The 18,848-nt window shown below is 40.6% G+C and carries 15 protein-coding genes and 1 pseudogene; all 16 read left to right on the plus strand.

Annotated features, from left to right (window positions below; all coding sequences use genetic code 11):
- Nucleotides 1–8 precede the first annotated feature (8 nt).
- The 16 genes and pseudogenes from AC13DA_RS14320 (at nt 9) to AC13DA_RS14395 (ending at nt 18,729) form a co-directional block, all read left to right on the plus strand.
- Entirely contained in the window at nt 9–1,421 is a 1,413-nt protein-coding gene (locus AC13DA_RS14320) for a putative sugar O-methyltransferase (RefSeq protein WP_284450563.1), read from the plus strand.
- Nucleotides 1,366–2,598 (plus strand): DegT/DnrJ/EryC1/StrS family aminotransferase, encoded by a 1,233-nt coding sequence (locus AC13DA_RS14325; protein WP_284450562.1) that lies wholly within the window; start codon nt 1,366–1,368, stop codon nt 2,596–2,598. Before AC13DA_RS14320 ends, AC13DA_RS14325 begins: the two co-directional genes overlap by 56 nt.
- Before the next feature lies 1 nt (nt 2,599).
- Nucleotides 2,600–3,580, plus strand: coding sequence for a radical SAM/SPASM domain-containing protein (locus tag AC13DA_RS14330; protein WP_284450561.1), 981 nt, complete (start codon nt 2,600–2,602; stop codon nt 3,578–3,580).
- Nucleotides 3,577–4,305, plus strand: coding sequence for a class I SAM-dependent methyltransferase (locus AC13DA_RS14335; protein WP_284450560.1), 729 nt, complete (start codon nt 3,577–3,579; stop codon nt 4,303–4,305). The genes AC13DA_RS14330 and AC13DA_RS14335 overlap by 4 nt, the downstream gene beginning before the upstream one ends.
- A gap of 443 nt (nt 4,306–4,748) precedes the next feature.
- Nucleotides 4,749–4,895: pseudogene (locus AC13DA_RS14340) on the plus strand (DapH/DapD/GlmU-related protein); the annotation flags it as partial.
- A 21-nt stretch (nt 4,896–4,916) separates the two neighbouring features.
- Nucleotides 4,917–5,621 carry a WbqC family protein gene (locus AC13DA_RS14345; protein ID WP_284450559.1) on the plus strand — a complete coding sequence of 235 codons (705 nt, stop codon included), beginning with the start codon at nt 4,917–4,919 and terminating at the stop codon, nt 5,619–5,621.
- 9 nt (nt 5,622–5,630) lie between these two features.
- Nucleotides 5,631–7,163 (plus strand): glycosyltransferase, encoded by a 1,533-nt coding sequence (locus AC13DA_RS14350; protein WP_284450558.1) that lies wholly within the window; start codon nt 5,631–5,633, stop codon nt 7,161–7,163.
- Nucleotides 7,156–8,091, plus strand: coding sequence for a sulfotransferase family protein (locus tag AC13DA_RS14355; RefSeq protein WP_284450557.1), 936 nt, complete (start codon nt 7,156–7,158; stop codon nt 8,089–8,091). Before AC13DA_RS14350 ends, AC13DA_RS14355 begins: the two co-directional genes overlap by 8 nt.
- Nucleotides 8,088–12,599: a glycosyltransferase gene (locus tag AC13DA_RS14360; protein WP_284450556.1), complete on the plus strand. Its 4,512-nt coding sequence runs from the start codon at nt 8,088–8,090 to the stop codon at nt 12,597–12,599. Before AC13DA_RS14355 ends, AC13DA_RS14360 begins: the two co-directional genes overlap by 4 nt.
- A 116-nt stretch (nt 12,600–12,715) precedes the next feature.
- Nucleotides 12,716–13,510, plus strand: a complete 795-nt coding sequence (locus AC13DA_RS14365; RefSeq protein WP_284450555.1) for a flagellin N-terminal helical domain-containing protein — start codon at nt 12,716–12,718, stop codon at nt 13,508–13,510.
- A 189-nt stretch (nt 13,511–13,699) separates the two neighbouring features.
- Entirely contained in the window at nt 13,700–14,491 is a 792-nt protein-coding gene (locus AC13DA_RS14370; RefSeq protein WP_284450554.1) for a flagellin N-terminal helical domain-containing protein, read from the plus strand.
- A 90-nt stretch (nt 14,492–14,581) separates the two neighbouring features.
- A complete protein-coding gene (locus AC13DA_RS14375; protein ID WP_007144615.1) occupies nt 14,582–14,980 on the plus strand; it encodes a flagellar protein FlaG in 399 nt (132 codons plus the stop codon).
- 52 nt (nt 14,981–15,032) lie between these two features.
- Nucleotides 15,033–16,391, plus strand: coding sequence for a flagellar filament capping protein FliD (fliD, locus tag AC13DA_RS14380; protein ID WP_284450553.1), 1,359 nt, complete (start codon nt 15,033–15,035; stop codon nt 16,389–16,391).
- 31 nt (nt 16,392–16,422) lie between these two features.
- Nucleotides 16,423–16,821: a flagellar export chaperone FliS gene (gene fliS / locus AC13DA_RS14385; protein ID WP_007144617.1), complete on the plus strand. Its 399-nt coding sequence runs from the start codon at nt 16,423–16,425 to the stop codon at nt 16,819–16,821.
- A 2-nt stretch (nt 16,822–16,823) separates the two neighbouring features.
- Entirely contained in the window at nt 16,824–17,126 is a 303-nt protein-coding gene (locus tag AC13DA_RS14390; protein WP_007144618.1) for a flagellar protein FliT, read from the plus strand.
- A gap of 121 nt (nt 17,127–17,247) precedes the next feature.
- A complete protein-coding gene (locus AC13DA_RS14395; protein WP_284450552.1) occupies nt 17,248–18,729 on the plus strand; it encodes a sigma-54 dependent transcriptional regulator in 1,482 nt (493 codons plus the stop codon).
- Nucleotides 18,730–18,848 lie beyond the last annotated feature (119 nt).

Genomic DNA, 18,848 nt, shown 5'->3' on the forward strand with positions numbered 1-18,848 from the left:
TTTAGAGAATGAAGTATGTCGTATTTGGAGCTGGATCCTGTTCTGTAAGAATTGAATATCAGTCGATTCAATTAGGTTTTAAGATTCTATGTTATATCGATAATGACGAGTCCAAATGGTACAAGAAACGTCTGGGTCTTGAAATTCTCCCTCCACAGGAGGTACTTGAAAAAAATTACGACAGAATATTAATTGCCAGTGAAAATCATCATGAAAAAATGACAGAGCAATTAGTCGCGATTGGTGTTGAGCGAGAAAATATTCTGATCTTCAGTCATTTAAAGAGAGAAGATATTCAAGGTGGACGTTACTTGAATTATCGCCATGATAACTTTGAAGCCAAAACACAAACTTTAGACAGTTGGATTGAGACATTTGAGCTTGGCGATGTTATTTCAGATGACTACTCACATGTGACAATGGAAACTAAAAGTCACAATGCAATCATTTCTGATTTGGTAAAGGCTTACGAATTAGCAAAGAAAAATGCAAAAGATATATCCGCACCATATCAAATAGGTCAAAATTGGGAGCAGTTCCTTAAAAATACGCGACCAGAATTCTATCGCTCTCTCAAGGAAAATAAGTCCAATTTGGCACCATTGTTAGCTAATTTTTTTCGTAATGATTTGAGCACAGGTATTTTTGGTGGCAAACAGGGGTTCGATGATTATGTGAAACATCCTGATATGTCAGCTGGTTTCAGAAGCTTATTTAATATCTGGGCATATAGCTTGGGCGAGGCACCTATCAAGGAGCTAGATTCGCCGAAAGTCGGTAATCCTTACGGTCATCTTATTGAAGATTCTCTTGTCCACCCAAATAATTTTCTCAACCATTACCGAGGTCGCTACATTAGTCAGTTAGTAGGTGAACTCGCTAGACCGGTGATTGCTGAAATTGGTGCTGGCTACGGTGGGCTTGCCTATTATTTAAAGAAATTCAGTCAGTCATGTTGTTACATAAATTTTGATTTGCCTGAAAACTTGCTCATTTCTTCATATTACCTATCAATCATTTACCCTGACTTGAAGACGCATTATTACACTGGAGAGGAAGATTTAAGAGACTTGATCACCGAATATGATATTGTGCTTTTACCACACTTTTGTTTACCTCAGTTACCGGATCTCTCGATCGATTGTTTCATCAATACTATTAGCCTATCTGAGATGAGCTTTGAAACAATAAATGAATATCTCGAACAAATTCAAAGAACAACTAATCGCTACTTTTATCATGAAAATCTCATTAATAATGGTCAAGCCTATACTTATTATCCAATCGATTGTTTTCCAGAGCTAAAAGACTTTCAGTTGTTAGCTAGACAACCTTCACGTTGGCCATTTTTTTCAGCAGCTTCACATGAGCACTGTCATATTGAACAATTATTCCTTCGTAAAAATGCGTCAGCCATCTGAGTGTAATCTGTCAGATATGGAGAACCATAGACCTTACTTAGCATTCGGTACCCCTGATTTTACGGAACATGAAATTGATGCTGTAACTAGAGTGATGCGAACAGGTTGGGTTGGAATGGGAAAAGAGACTTTAGAGTTTGAGAAAGAGCTTGCGAGTTATCTTGGTGTTAAGCATGTTGTATCCGTCAACTCGTGCACATCAGCATTATTTTTATCACTGTTGATTAGTGGGGTTGGAGAAGGAGATGAGGTGATTGTCCCCAGTCTGACATGGTGTGCTACCGCAAATTCTGCGATGTATTTGGGAGCTAAAGCAGTTTTCTGTGATGTTGATATCGAAACCATGTCAGTTACCGCCGAATCTATTCTTGCTAAGGTCACTCCTAAAACTCGTGCAGTTATCATTGTACATTATGGTGGGTTGGCCACTGATGTTGTGAAAATTCGCCAGTTTCTTCCCGAATCCATCCGCATTATAGAGGATGCAGCTCATGCTATGGGGGCTCGATATAGTGAAAATGAATATGTGGGATCATCTGGAAATTTAACCTGTTTTAGCTTTTACGCGAACAAAAACCTATCTACAGCTGATGGTGGCGCCATTGCGCTCAATGATGACAACGTTGCTGAAAAGCTTAGAAGACTTCGGATGAGTGGTATGGGCTCTAATGCTTGGTCCAGGTATTCTTCTCCCTCTTTACAGAAAATGGAGCTTCTAACAGAGCTTGGTTATAAGATGAACTACACAGATCTACAGGCAGCGATCGGCAGGGTTCAATTGAGCCGTCTGAAAGAGATGACGAGTCACCGTCATAACTTGGCACACTATTACAAAAAATGTTTGGACCAAGCTGGTATTAAGGTAGCTTTTCAGCAAGATGTATTTAGTGATAAACACGCAGTTCATTTATTTGTGGTGCGTTTTTGTCAGAAACAATTCCGACTGACGCGAGATGAACTGTTTAAATATTTAAGAGAGGCGAACGTTGGGGTCAGCATCCATTATTTACCTTTGCATATTCAGCCTCTCTACTCCCAAATGAATGAATCTTTACCTGTTACTATGAGATTATCTGAGGAAATCATGACACTACCAATGAGTGCTCGCATGACATTTGAGGATATAGATTATGTCGTCGGTACTCTCGATTCCATCCTAAATAGAAAGAATACATAAGATGAGTGTTGAGAATTTAAACACCGAATATGGCTTTGGCGGACGCTTATCATCAGTATTTCCCTCACAGATTCTGATGGACATTACCGAAGTGTGTAACCTCGCTTGCGTACACTGCCCGCATCCCAGCTTTAAAAATTCAGCACACTATGCCGGACGATTCCTAGATGTCGAACTCAATGAAAAAATGATTGATGAAGTCAAACATTATGGTAAAGGCAGCACTCAATATATCCGGTATGCCAGTAATGGCGAGCCTTTGGTTCATCCTGAAGGGTATGACATGATTGAGTCTGCCGTAAAATATTCAGGGGTTTATGTCACGCTAACGACCAATGGAACCATAATGAATGAAAAACGCACGCAGAGGCTTCTCGATGCGGGTGTACACATGATAGATATCAGTATTGATGCATATAGAGAAGAAACTTATAAAGCTATCAGGGTTAACGGTGATTTAAATGTGACACGTGATAACGTGTTGAGACTATTAAAATGGGTCAAGGAGTCAAAATCACAAACAAAGGTTGTAGTCAGTTTTGTCGAACAGCCCAATAACGCCGATGAAGTATCTGATTTTGAGAAATTCTGGTATGACGCCGGCATTGATAGGGTTGTCATCAGAAGGATGCATTCTTGTTCAGGCGCATTAGGAGAGCTTGCAACTCAACGTCGAGAAATTCAATTAGATAAGCCACGAAAACCCTGTTTGTATCCATGGGAGCGAATTGTCGTTAACGCAAAAGGAGAACTTGCTTTTTGCCCCTCTGACTGGGTGCATGGTTCAACGATACAAGATTATCGAGATACATCCATTAATGAAGTCTGGCAAAGTGATTTCTATAAGGCGCTAAGACAAGCCCATTTAAATAATGAATATTCTAGACATTCGTTTTGTGGAAATTGTCCTGATTGGGCTTCGACACGTTGGCCTCATGAAGGTCTTAGCTATGCAGACATGATTACGGAGTTTCAATCATGAGGCATGATTGGCAGTTGACGGTTTCAGCAAGTGATCAAATTTCGGATGCTGTAGAACTTATCCCTGGCTGGACTTCACAAGAACAACTGATGAGTTTATTTAACTTGACGTTAGCAACGGCTCATCTTGACGGCGATGTCATTGAAGTGGGTTCATGGTGTGGTAGATCTGCAATTGCGATTGGATTTGCTATAAAGCAACTAAAGAATGCTCACTTGCATTGTGTTGATCTTTTTCCAGCAAAAAGAGATTGGTATAAAAACGCTGATGGTAGCTACTCATTCAAAGTTCAGGTTAAGGAAAAGCTCGTAGAGGCTTACCAGGACCAGACTGTTTGGGCTGAACCTTTTCATCAAGAAGTCTTGCCTGTTTATGAGATTCATGAAGAAAGTGAAGAGATATTTCGCCACAATACAAGGCATTGCGGATTAGGTAATTATATATCTCCACATAAAGGTAATCTGACCACTTTTCTGGAGTCTGTATCGCCTGAATTTAAAGTTCGTATGGCTTTTATTGATGGGGATCATAGTTATGAATCGGTTTGCTCCGATATTAGCCTTATTGAAACGAGACTGGTGAGTGGTGGATGGTTATGTTTTGATGATGCTTTTTCTAGTTATGATGGTGTAGATAAGGCGATACGTGAAAAAATAATAAAAAGTAATCAGTTTGATGTTTATCAACAATTAACTAGAAAGTTATTTGTTGCCAGAAAGCGTTGAAAATGAAAAATCGACAAGACCTGATCAACTCTAAGTTATCTGATAGTGAAAAAGCTTATTTTTCAGACAACCATGCAACAGTGAAGGAGAGTGTTGTTGTAAGAGGGATGATGCCCACAATAGTTAATCCGTATGCCTCTACTTTGATGATCGGTATCAATACCGTTCTTAACTCTGATAACAATGCCGCCTTTGTGCCTATTTCCCATCCAGTAAAGTTTGCATTAGGAAGAAATGCAAGTATACAAATCGGTGACTCATGTGATTTGAACGGCTGTTGTATAACGGCTTATGAAAGCGTTGTTATTGGTGACTATGTTCAAATAGGTCCAGCGACATGGATTACAGATACTGATCTACATTCATTATCTCCAAGCGTACGGCGAAGGCAGTTGAACGGTGAAAAAACCGATGCTAATGAGGTGAAACGTCGTCCTGTAAATATTGGGAATGATGTGTGGATTGGGGCAGGTGTGACAATACTCAAAGGTGTTAACATTGGGGATGGGGCTGTCATAGGTGCTGGAAGTGTTGTTTTAAAAGATGTGCCACCAATGACCGTTTTTGCAGGGAATCCTGCTTCACTTGTAAGACAAGTTGAGGAATAACTCTTGAGGGTTGGCATCATTCAGTCTTGTTATATCCCATGGCGCGGTTATTTTGATTTTATTGATTCTGTTGACCTATTTATTTTTCATGATGATTTGCAGTACACAAAGGGGGATTGGAGAAATAGGAATAGAATAAAAACACTAAAAGGGATGAGCTGGCTTACGGTACCAGTGCATTATTACAAAGTAGAACAGCTGATATTGAACACAGAGATTGATTATTCAAGACCTTGGCCAAAAAAACATCTTGCTCAAATACAAGCAAACTACCGATGCGCTCCCTATATAAGCGACGTCATAGACATAATGTCTACCACTAATATACGTAAATTTCAGACAATTAGTGAGCTGAATATTTTTCTCATTAAACAAATTTGTCATTACCTAAATATTACAACGCCTCTGATTTTGTCTTCTGAGTTGAAGGTAAATGGAAAAAAAACAGAACGCTTGATTGAAATACTAAAAAAAGTTAATGCCAGTACTTATCTGAGTGGCAGATCAGCTGATGATTATCTAGAGAAAAGCATGTTTATAGAAAATGGGATTAGCTTAGAGTACAAAGCTTATGATTATCCAGAGTACGGCCAACTTTGGAATGGTTATCATGCAGGCTTATCAATAATAGATCTCATTGCGAATCAAGGCCCGGGCGCGCGAGACTTTATATCCAGTCTATCGCCAAATCAGATTATCATTCCCTGAAAACAATAAATGTTGGTACAAGACAACACTTCAATGAACTCCTTCGATATTCAACTCACTGAGCAAGCGCGTAAAGATATATTTGAGCAAAATCACCCTGATCTTAAAAATATCATTGTGAAGCTTCTGTCAGATCAGTCATTTGATGAAATCACCCTACATGAACAGGTAAATTGGCTTTTTGATAGTTTCCAAGCAGTAGTTAATTATGGTTTAAATAATGCTGAAGTAGTAAAAAGTTTGGTTGAATATCATGCTGGACGAATTTTTTCCTCACCAGAGCTTAATTTATCTGATGCATGCAGACTCTTAGAGGCCATTCATGGCCTGAATTGGGTTGGTGCTGTTAGTTTGTTCGATATGCGTGGATACAATAGAGCTGGTGTTCAGCCTTTCTACCACTATCTCAAGCAAACACAAAACAGATCAAAAATATGCACGAGCTTGCATCACCAAAACCAAGCAGAGAATTTAAATATTGTATATATGATTCATTATGCTGATGTGAACAGGGGCAATGCCTTGGGGCCCATGATGAAAGATTTAATCATCAATCATACCCAGCAGAGTGTGTTTAATATTACTTGTTTTTGTGTTCAATGGGCTGATCAACGCTATATAGATGAGTTAGTTAGTGCTGGAGTCAGGGTAAGGGTTATTCCTCAAGAAATCAGTTATAAAAGACTGGATGAGCTAAAACAAGTTTTGGGAGAGTTCAATCCTGACGTCATTATTTCTGATGTAGCTTCGCCTGTTGCAACTTGGTTGTATAGCCAACGAGTGGCTAGGCTTCAAATGTATCTTGATCCAGGATATCCCCATTGGAATATCCCTGAATTAGACTGGGTGTTATTACCAGGAAAATCATTTCAGTCAGGATTTGATATTCCAAGAAATCGTGCGAGCAGTGTTCGGATTACTATTACAGATCAGGTTTTTCCACACATTCAAGATGCAAGCATTAATATTTCAGATGACTTCGAATATAGTTTTGGTTTGTTTACTCGCCTTGTGAAAGTGAATAGTGAGTTATTACATATTATAAATGAGTTAATGGAGATATTGCCTGAGGCAAAGCTACTTATTGTTGGTAGTGGAAATAGTGATTTGATTACTAACTGGTTGTCTGACTCACGCTTTACGGCACGTGTAACGTTTATAAATTACATGGTTGAGTTGCAATGCTACAAAGACAAAGTAAAGATTTTTCTTGATACCTTTCCGTTCGTCGGAGGGTTGGCTTGTCGTGAAATGATGTCTTATGGCATACCTGTCGTATCAATGCTTGCTGGTGAGTGGGATGAGCTGTTAAAGGAACAGAGAGATTTGACAACGCTAGCCAGTTCACATACTGAATACATACAAATTGCATGTAAGTTATACAGTGACCACACATATTATGACGAGGCGCGCAAGAAATCATCACAGCTTGCAAATAAACATAATGATCCTTCAATAATGATAATGGATATTGAAAATGGCATTAAACAAGCCATTGCTAGTCTAGATTTGCGAGAACTGAAACAAAAACTCAATGGATAAGATGCAAATAGAAAAGCCAGTTTTTATCACAGGGTGTGGTCGCTCAGGGACAGGACTGTTGTTTGATTTATTAGGACAACATCCAAGTTTAGTTAAGACCATGGGATATCCTGATGGTGAGGACCATTTGGGGTGGGTGGAGCATGGGAATTGTGTCATGGCAGGTATTGGTAACCACACAGCCCCACAGTTTGGAACTGGAATTAATGGGTTTCAGGTCTGTTTACCAATGTCAGAGAATGATGTTACTGATAAGACAATTACGCGTATGCATAAGTACTATTTTGATTCGGTTCTAAATGGTAATACCTCGCTACGGGTAATTAATAAACAACCTCATCTCTCGAACAAGCTTCATTACCTTCTCAAGATATTTCCAGATGCAAAAATTATCCACATAATTCGGGATTGTCCTGCTGTGGTAGCTAGCTGGAAAGCTATCATGAATGCTATTAATAGTGTGATGTTGTATCTTCCTCCTAATGAAGAGAACCCATGTTTTTGGTTAATGCCTCGGCCAGAAGGTAAAACTGTAAGGGAGCTACTAGATAAACATCCACATATCTATCCGGGTGGGGACGGTGCTGTTTTTATTGATTATTGGTGCAAAGTGAATAAAGCAATTCCAAATGAGATGAAGACGTGCCCCAGTCAACTCTTGACTATTCGATATGAGGACTTAATTGAAAATCCAAATGAGATGTTAGAAAAAATCGATGATTTTTGTGAGTTGGCGCCATATGAGTATGACGTGAAAGATGTTCAGAAAGATACAGCAAAGAAGCATAAAACCTTGGTTGATGAGGTATTAGCAGAGAAGATACATGTGAATGCAATGGCCGTGAGGAAAATGTACGGCTACCTTTTGTCTGAAGTTAAAATGCCATACAGTTTATACATTCCTGAATCTAATAGGCACCAGCAATGAATGGTACAAAAATAAGAGTTATTACTTATTTAGCCAACCACCCTTCATTTTTAGTCGCTATACATTGTTTTTTTGAATCATGGCGGACTAACTCTGGTATTAACCCAGAAAATATCTCCCTTACACTTTATACGCTTAAAGATATATCAAAGCAGCAGCAATTATATCTTCATCATTTAGAGCAAATGTATTCGATTGAAGTAAAGATTGTACCGCCACAAAATTACGAGGTATTTGGCGACTATTGGCCATTATCTATATTAAAGGTTAGTTTTGATGACGATATTGTTATTCTTGCTTCTCCTCACATGTTGGTTGCAACTGATAGTGCCTCTATTCTGTTAGAAAGTCAGCAGGGTAATCGCTTAATCTTATCTCGTTATGCAGAAAGTAAGGTAACAACGGGTGAAAAACTATATTCACCGAGGTTGATAATTGGTACTTCAGACTTGTTTGCCATACTTCGAGATGAGTTTGTACCAGAGCTCGAGTTAAGCTTGCCATTAATTGCTGATGATTTGGAGAGTAAAAGTCCATCACTATTCCTATCAGAACTTTTTACTCGTGTTTGTCAAAGAAGTGTTGTCACAACCAGAGCTTTAGAGTGGTTTGAGCTGTGTGACTTTTTCTCAAGTGACTCTAAAGTAGAGACTTTAGAGTCAGAAAAAAGCAACTTTTATTTGGTTAGTGATAGTACGCATCTTGAATTCACTCAGAGCCAAATTTTCTACAGCAGAAGTCACCTAGACAAATTCATAGATAATTCCGAGCCTGAGGGTCCATGGCGTGCTTACCATAAAGTGCTTAAATCACTTTGGAACAATATTAAAATTAAGCATGAGACAGACGTCTCAAGGCTGAGCTTCTTCAAAACTACATCACAACCCTACTATATTTATGTCGGGGATATGGGGTTTAGTCAGAAGTCGGCAGGAATGCGTGCTCTTTACTTTTTATGTCACGCTCTCAACGAAAAAGGTGCTGAGGCATACCTGGTTGGACATGTAGAAACTAACAATAAGTTAAGAACACCATTATTGAGTGAGCAGCAACTCAACAAACACATTGAGCAAAATAGATTACCCATCGTTATCTACCCTGAAGTGATTAGCGGTAATCCACTACAATTACCGTTTGTAGTGAGGTGGTTGCTTAATAAACCTGGTTTTTTAGCAGGTGACGAGGCTTTATCTGATAGTGAGTTGATATATGCCTTCACCAGTGACTATATTCCTAAGGGGCGCTCCCTTCCTCTACTCACTGTACCTGTCGTTGACAATAATATTTTTAACAATAAAAACAACCCCGATGATAAGCATCGAGAAGGTCGTTACTTTTACGCTAATAAATATTTTCTCAAAGGTGGCGTTTTAACTCCAGATATCGGTGATGCAAAAAGCCTCGGCCAAGACGTTAAAGTTACACACCATGAGCTTGCCGAAGTCTTTCGGAAAGCTGAATTACTATTTTGCTATGAGCCTTCTGCTATTATTAGGGAGGCATTACTCTGCGGCTGTCCCGTAGTGATGATTCCTAACCCTCTTCTTGAAGATAACTTAAGTCATCCGATCGCTGGTCATGGTATTGCCAGCTTTCCAAATGAAGTAGAAATTGAGCGCGCTAAGCAGACAATCCATTTAGTAGAAGAACAAAACAATGATTTCCTGCAGTACTGCTGGGAAGGGATTGAAGAGTTCATTCGGACTAGTCAACAACTGCCACTTTCGGTCGAATTGAGCGACCAAATATGGTACGAAAAGACTAAAAAATTTCTTTCATCAGTATCTTGCAATAAACAAGTTATACCAGAGTATGAGCTAGTTGTATCTGCAAAAAGATGGCTGTCAAACTCAAACTTTGCTACATCACAAGTTTCACATCTTGCCGAGCGTATGGTGAACCAGTGGCAACAACAACCGAGTTTTCACTTACTGCTCATTGTTAATCCTGCTGAATTACAAGCACTCTCTAACACGATTGAGTCTCTTGAACAGCAGCTTTATCAGGCCTGGGGTTTGACCATCCTAAGTAATATTCCTGCTCCCGATGCTTTTTCCGATGTGCCTGAGAATATTGAGTGGGTTCAGATCACCGGTGCAAGTCTCAATGAAGATATTGAATATGCTGTTTCAGCCGCTCAGCTTGATTGGATTATGCAATTAATTCCTGGTGATAAGTTAGCGCCACATGCTTTATTGAGCTTTGCTGATACGATTAACATAGAGACAAAAGCGCAGTTTATCTATAGTGATGAAGTAGTCGATGAGTCTAAAGCTGATATTTGGTTCAAACCTGAGTTCAATCTTGATTATTTAAGGTCCTATTCATACTTAGGGCGTTCGTTTATTGTTAGTAGGGAAGCCTTTGAACAGGTCGGTGGTTATTCAAACTTGGCTTATGTGCACACCACGGATATGGCATTTAAGGTGTATGAGCAGAGTCAGCAATCAGCGTTTTCTCACATTCCAGATGTATTGCTCACATCAGTTCCATTAGACGTTAATAAAGAGCTATTGGCCGAAAATGAATGGTTGACTCGCCATGCACATCTAAACAGGCTTGGTGTTTCTGCAACGATATCGAACCCTAAAAATAAACCGCGATTCCAGACGGTCTACAGCACGAAAAACCAGCCGAAAGTTTCTATCATCATTGCTCATCATAATCACGTTTCCTTCCTTGCCCGTTGTTTGGAAGAGTTAGAGCTCAACACGACCTATATCAACTATGAAGTGGTTGTTGTAGATGTCATGAGTGATATCGAAGATATTGAGGATGTTTATGCTGAGATGTCGGAAGCGTGGGGCGAGCGGTTTGTAGCAACACGTTTTGATCAGAAAAACTACTCTGCAGCCATTAATCATGGTGTGAATATAGCGAGTGGTGATTTTGTTGTTGTGATGTCATGTTTTGCTATGGCTGTGAATGGCAATTGGTTGAACGAAATGATGCCATTAATGACAAGAGAGGATGTGGGCATTGTTGGTGCTCGTATCCTTGATGATGAAAACAAGATTATTCATGCAGGTGGCGTGTTCGGTATCACTGACGATGTGATAGGTCTATTTCAAGGTCTGGATATTACGGAACCGGGCTATATGGAACGAGCGCATTGTATTCAGCAATATTCATCAGTTTCAGCAGCCTGTTTTGCTATTGAAAAACAGACTTTTATCGAAGCTGGCGGCCTGTGTGAAAACGTATTTTCAGATACGCGTTACTCGGTAATGGATTTATGCCTCACAATTCAGCAGCAGGGTAAAAAAGTTATCTGGTCACCTTATGTCACTCTGTTTCAGGATAAAAAGTTGGCTGAACAGTCAAATGGCGTGGCTGATTACCACCCACTTAGAGAAGATGTATTGGTCGAGAAGTGGTCTCAATTATTCACTCATGATCCTTTCTACAATGACAACCTGAGTTTACGTTCCCGTTTTTTTGCACCTGAGGTAGATATTCAACGGCAGTGGGACCCACGATTTCATGACAAAACACGCGTAGTTGTATTTCCTATCAATGGTTCAGGCTCGGGTATCTACCGAATGATTGCGCCAATGCAGGCTTTGGCAGAACGAGGTGATGTAGAACTCACATGGATGCCATTTCATGAGTTTAAAGAACAGCCCTTATTGCCAACTTTATACGAACTAATAAGGCTGGAGCCAGATGTGCTTTATGTGCAACAAATGTTGAGTGACGTGACCTACGAATTTCTAAAACAAGTCAAAGCGCACACGCAAATCAAAATTGTTTTTTCCTTAGACGACTTGGTCACCAACTTGCCAAAAATGAGTGATAGAAAAAAACTGGTTTTCCGGGATATGCGTTCAAGGCTCAGAAAAACACTTGCCTTATGTGATCACACCATTGTCTCGACTCAACCATTAGCGGATTTATGCCGTCAATATACGGACAATGTCACAGTTATTCCTAATCGGCTTGAAAAACAGCGCTGGTTAAATCTAGCGTCATCAGAGAAAAATACTCATAAAAAGCCCCGAGTAGGCTGGGCTGGGGCAAATCAGCATTCTGGCGATTTGGCCTTAATGACTAATGTGGTCCAATCATTAGCAGATAGAGTAGATTGGGTTTTTATGGGCATGTGCCCACTTGAACTCAGACCCTACGTCAAAGAATTCCAACCATATGTGTCATTTAATCAATACCCCCAGGCTTTAGCCGAACTTGATTTGGATCTGGCTTTAGCGCCTTTAGAGGAACACCCTTTTAACGAAGCGAAAAGTAATTTACGCCTGCTTGAGTATGGCGTTATGGGCTGGCCAGTCATTGCCAGTGATATCTATCCATATCAGCAAGATGGCGCGCCAGTGACATTGATTCCAAATGATGAGGCGGTATGGATAGAAACTATTCTTGCCGCTTTAGCCGAACCGGAGAAAATTGCCGCTCAAGGACGGCAGCTTCAAAACTGGGTACGTCAAAAATTTATCCTCGAAGATCACTTGGATGAGTGGTTGACTGCATTTAAGTGCATTAAAAACAATTAGTTAAATGTTTTTATGTTAGCCGATTAAAAAACTGGTACGCAAACTGCTTTACTCCCATCGAGTCTGATAACCCCTTGTGGTCACAGGCAAATAATATTTGAAATGGGAGAATTCAAATGCCATTAATCGTAAATACTAACCTTGCGTCGCTTAATGCGCAGCGGAACTTAACCAAATCGCAAGGTGATCTTAATACCGCTTTACAACGTCTTTCTTCTGGTCTTCGTGTCAATAGTGCCAAAGATGATGCCGCAGGCCTATATACAGCCGAACAAATGACTGCTGATATTCGCGGCGCGAATCAAGCGGCCAGAAATGCTGCCGACGGCATTTCATTTGCTCAGGTCGCTGAAGGGGCTTTGGCTGAAATCACTAATAACCTACAGCGGATTCGTGAAATTGCTGTGCAATCTGCTAACGGTACTGTCACAGATAGAAATGGTCTTCAAGCTGAGGTTACTCAACTTGAATCGGAAAATAAACGGATTATTGATACAACACAGTTTAATGGACAAAAAGTGTTAGGTGGCTTGACGTTAACATTCCAGGTCGGCGCTGATGCTGTTGATACCGTTACCGTGACGGCAACTGCCGCCACTACAACAACAGCCGATGTTTCAACATCAGCAAATGCTTCGACGGCATTGGGTACGTTAGATACTGATATCAACAGTCTTAGCCAATTACGTGCCACGTTCGGTGCGATTCAAAACCGTTTTGAAGCCGTTATTTCCAACTTACAAAGTCTGTCTGAAAATACCAGTGCTGCCCGTAGCCGAATTATGGATGCCGACTTTGCCGAGGAAACAGCAAAATTAACGCGCGCTCAAATTTTACAGCAAGCGGGTACTTCTATCCTTGCGCAGGCGAATACCTTGCCTCAGAACGCGTTATCCTTGCTTCAGGGCTAAGCTGAAAAAAGTAAAATGTGAACTGGGTCAGACTTTTGCAAAGTCTGACCTATTTTTTTGTAAATTGTCTTAAAGAAAATCTCACTCCCTGCCGCTAATGTTTTCGGAGGCGGTAAAAACTAGAAAATTCATAGTTTGTCCGCCATGTATAAAGCGAGCATAGCTCGACCCTATGAGGGAGTAAATCTCATGGCATTAGTAGTCAACACAAACATTGCATCATTAAATGCACAACGTAACTTAAACAAATCTCAAAGCACTCTGAATACATCTTTGCAACGTTTATCTTCTGGTTTACGTATCAATAGTGCAAAAGATGATGCGGCTGGTCTTTACACTGCACAGCAAATGGAAGCGGATATTCGTGGTGGTAATCAAGCAGCTCGTAATGCAGCTGACGGTATTTCTTTAGCTCAGGTAGCTGAAGGTGCTTTGGCTGAAATCAGTAATAACTTACAACGTATCCGTGAAATCGCTGTGCAGTCTGCTAACGGTACTGTTACAGACCGTGATGGTTTGAAAGCAGAGGTGACTCAGCTCGAGGCAGAGAATACTCGTATCATATCTAGCACTAAATTCAATAACACTGCTGTATTGGGTGCACTTAGCACTGCGATACAAGTAGGCCAAGATGCAGGTGATACTGTAGCCATTACTTCAAGCGCTTTAAGTTTATCTGCAGTGGATGTTTCAACTTCAGGAAACGCATCTTCAGCGCTTACTACACTTGATGGATATATCAACACCGTGAGTAGTGCTCGTGCAACATTCGGTGCGATCCAAAACCGTTTTGAAGCTGTAATCTCAAACCTACAAAGCTTTACTGAGAATACCAGCGCTGCGCGTAGCCGTATTGTTGATGCCGACTTTGCTGCTGAGACTGCTGCTTTAACTAAAGCGCAAATTCTGCAACAGGCTGGTGTGTCAATCGTATCGCAAGCTAACGTTATTCCTCAGTCAGCGTTATCACTGTTGGGATAATAACAAAAGGATGAAACGCATGAGCCTGGTGGGTAAACTACTCTCCAGGCTTTATGCCGTTTACAAAGTATTTAGATTAGGAGGAAGACAATGGCTAATAATGATCTGTTAGTGCAATCTGCCCTTCAATCAGTGCAAAACAATGTTACTAGTCAGTCTAAACCGGTTACGCAATCTGTTCAGACTGAGACTGTTACTGAATCATCTGTTCAATCTCAAGCTTTCCAGAACCAAGCTGAGAAGCAGAATAGCCAGCAGCAACAACGTACAGACGATTTGCGTGATAAGGTGGCTCAACTCAACGATTATATGCAGAACATGAACCGAAACCTGCAGTTTAGTGTCGATGACAGTAGTGGGGATACGGTGATTAAAGTGATTGACTCAGAAACTGAAGAGGTGGTCAGACAGATCCCTTCAGAAGAGATTCTTGAGGCAAGACATGCTGCGGAAAAATATCGCGGTATATTGTTAGAAACAAAGGCTTGATTGGCTCAAAACTTGCTGCAATTTTGCAATTAAGTTTAGGCGGAGAATTGACATGGCGACAGTATCATCATTAGGTGTTGGAACAGGGCTCGATCTTGAGAGTATTGTCAGTGGCTTAATGGATATTGAACGTCAACCGCTCGATAGGCTCAAAAGTAAGCAAAATATCATCAACGCACAAATCAGTGCTTATGGTTCTTTCAAGAGCAAACTTGATACCTTCCAGACAGCAATGGCATCACTGGGAAGCGCATCAAGCTTTAAGGTCTTTCAAGCTAACTCGCAAGATGAAGACTTATTTACTGCCACTGCAACCAGTTCAGCAGCTTCAGGTTCGTATAATATCGATGTGACCCAGATAGCGACACGAGATAAACTGGCTTCATCCGCATTTACTGATTACAACAGCACTGTGGGTGAAGGTACGCTAACGATTAGTGTCGGAGCTGAGAGCTTTGATGTTGCAATAGATTCCAGCAATAGTTCTCTTGCTGGTATTCGTACTGCTATTAATAATGCTTCTGATAACACTGGTGTGACTGCATCAATCATTACAGACGATAGTGGTGCCAGACTTGTGCTCACTTCTAATGAGACCGGTACAGAGAATGCTATTAGTGTTTCTGTGAGTGGTGACAGTGATGGTAATGACTCTGATGCATCAGGGCTGTCTGCTTTTGTTTATAGCTCGGGGGGAACGCAAAATCTTTCTTCGATTTCTTCAGCGAAAGACGCGATTGTAAGTATTGATGGATTTACTGTCACTAGTAGCTCAAACTCGATTGCTAATGCTATTGATGGTGTCACGTTGAATGTAAAAGATGTGGGCAATTCCACATTAGACATTACGCGTAATGATGAAGCGATTCTTGAGTCAGTTAATGAGTTTGCATCCGCATATAATGCATTGATGACTGAAATTAAATCTCAACGAAGTGGGCAGTTAGAAGCTGACAGTACGCTGCTAACGATAGAAAGTCAGATACGTAATGTGTTTAATTCAGGTGCCAGCATCACTGGTTCAAGCTTTAGTTATTTAATCGAAGCGGGAATTTCATTGGATAAAAATGGCGTGATGACGGTGGATGAAGATAAAGTCAATGAGGTGTTAAGCTCTGACTTTAACTCATTTGCGAACCTGTTTTCAGCTGAAGGTGAAGGTTTCGCTAATCGTTTAGAATCTTTAGCAGATACATGGTTACAAACAGATGGACTGATTGACTCCAAGGAAGAAGGGCTCAATTCGCGTTTAAAAAGAATGGATTCGCAAAAAGAGCAAATGGAATCACGTCTTGAAATGACTGAAACACGCTTACGAGCTCAGTATGCAGCCATGGATACATTGGTCAGCAGTTTACAATCACAGGGCAATTATTTGATTTCGCAACTATCCGCGATGAACTCAAATTAAGTAGAATGATTCTTATATTAAGGATTGGAGTATGCAGGTAATGGTGAATAAAAAAGCGATGGAAGGGTATGGTCGTGGTGCCATAGAGTCTGAAGTAAATTATGCTTCACCCTATCGAATTATTCAGATGCTGATGGAAGGAGCACTAGCTCGCGTCGCGACTGCAAAAGGCTGTATTGCCCGCAATGAAATTGCTGAAAAAGGACATCAGATTTCATGGTGTATTCGGATTGTTGAAGGATTGAAAACCAGCTTGGATGCTGAAAAGGGTGGGGAGATTGCTGTCAATTTAGACTCTTTGTATGACTACATTACAAGGCGTTTACTTGAAGCCAATGTGAGTAATGACGTAGCCATTTTGGATGAAGTCACCAAGTTACTTGAAGAGATCAAAGCAGGCTGGGATGGTATCCCACCTGAATTTCATTAGTCATGGCTGAGATAACACAAGTCAAACAGCTCTTAACATTGACTGAGGCGATGAGCTCAGCAGTAGAAGCTGAAAAATGGTCTGAGTTGTCTACACTGACCCAGCAACGTGCAGAATTATTAGAGCAAATCTTTCCTTTTGATAATTCAGATGAACAGCCAGAAGCAGAGGCTTTGATCGAAAAAATCATCTTATTAAATCAAAATATTGAAAAACGTTGTCGTGATGCAAGGCAATCAATTCAAGCAGAATTAGGTCAGTTTAATAAAAATAAAAAAGTGGCGGCAGCCTATCAATCAAGTTAGCAACAGAATTCGTATTTATTTTATACCGTCATAATTTTGACAATACCTGCTAGAAAATGCTTAACTCCAATTACCTATGGCTTATGGCCTGTTCAGAATCAAGCGATATGATGGAGTGCGTATGAGTGCAAATAATGTATTGGTCGTAGAAAGTGATAATGACCGATGCGAGATGTTGAGCACACTCATTGAGTTTATAAACTGCCAACCGATAGTAATACGTGAACCTGATCTTTGGTTTGAGCATGTGGATGCTTTAGATGATGTGGTTATGGCTATCGTCGGAGACTGTGGTGGTCACAATCAAACCAAACAGTTGCTTAGGGAACTGGTCAATCATGAAGCGCGTGTGCCCGTATTCACTCTCGAGTCTATTGCAGGCGAATCAATAAGCTTTCCTGGCACCATTGGCGCGATTCGTTATCCGCTAAAATATCCACAGTTGAGTAATGCCCTGCAACAGGCCACCATTTATCGTGGTATGACAACGGAAGTCTCTGCCGATACTAATTTATTCAGATCACTTGTTGGCAATAGTCGTTTAATAAAAAATGTTCAGCGGATGATTGACCAAGTATCTGATTCTGAAGCGAATGTACTCATTCTGGGCGAATCTGGTACAGGAAAAGAAGTCGTTGCCCGTAACCTACATCACTTTTCATCTAGAAGAGATAAACCATTTGTGCCAGTAAATTGTGGTGCGATTCCTGGAGAATTATTAGAGAGTGAGTTATTCGGCCATGAGAAAGGCGCCTTTACCGGGGCAATAACATCAAGAAAAGGGCGCTTTGAAATGGCTGAAGGCGGCACCTTATTTCTGGATGAAATAGGTGATATGCCATTACCTATGCAGGTAAAGCTGCTTCGTGTGTTACAAGAGCGAACCTATGAAAAAGTGGGAAGCAATAAAACACAAACAGCCAACGTGCGTGTGATCGCTGCAACACATCGTAATCTTGAAGAGCATATTGCTGATGGGCGTTTCCGTGAAGATTTATTTTATCGTCTCAATGTTTTCCCGATTGAAATGCCGGCATTACGCGATAGGCCCGAGGATATACCTTTACTTATCAATGAATTGATTAAACGTATTGAGCATGAGAACAGAGGTACAATCCATCTTACTCCTTCTGCCATTACCTCCTTGTGTCGCTATCCCTGGCCTGGCAATGTGCGTGAATTAGCCAATGTCGTTGAACGTTTAGTTATTCTCTACCCTTACGGGACGGTGGATTTTGATGATCTACCTGATAAATACCGGTTGGAAGGGGATGACCTCCCAGAAGAAATCACAGCGATCATCACCGCTAGTCCGAAACAAGATATACCAAGAAATATGCCTGAGGTCAGTATTGAGGATAAACAGCCGTCTAAGCTATCTTCTCAAACAGATAGCCTGCATAGCCTCTCAGATGAGATGGTGCTGCCAGAGGATGGGATTGACCTGAAAGAGCACCTGGCAAACCTCGAGTATTTATTGATTAAACAAGCGATAGATGATGCTGAAGGTGTGGTTGCCCACGCGGCTAATAAATTAAAAATGCGAAGAACTACCTTGGTAGAAAAAATGCGTAAATACGGTATCCAGAGAGATACGGAATAGTGTTATTGCTGAATGTCGGACTTTTGACGTTTATTTGTTTAACTTATTGATAATTAATTAGATTTAATTTGGGCATGGTAATTGCTCAAGCTCTAATACGATGCAATAGTGCATGTAGG

It is taken from the genome of Methylophaga sp. F-2 (genome assembly GCF_056859315.1).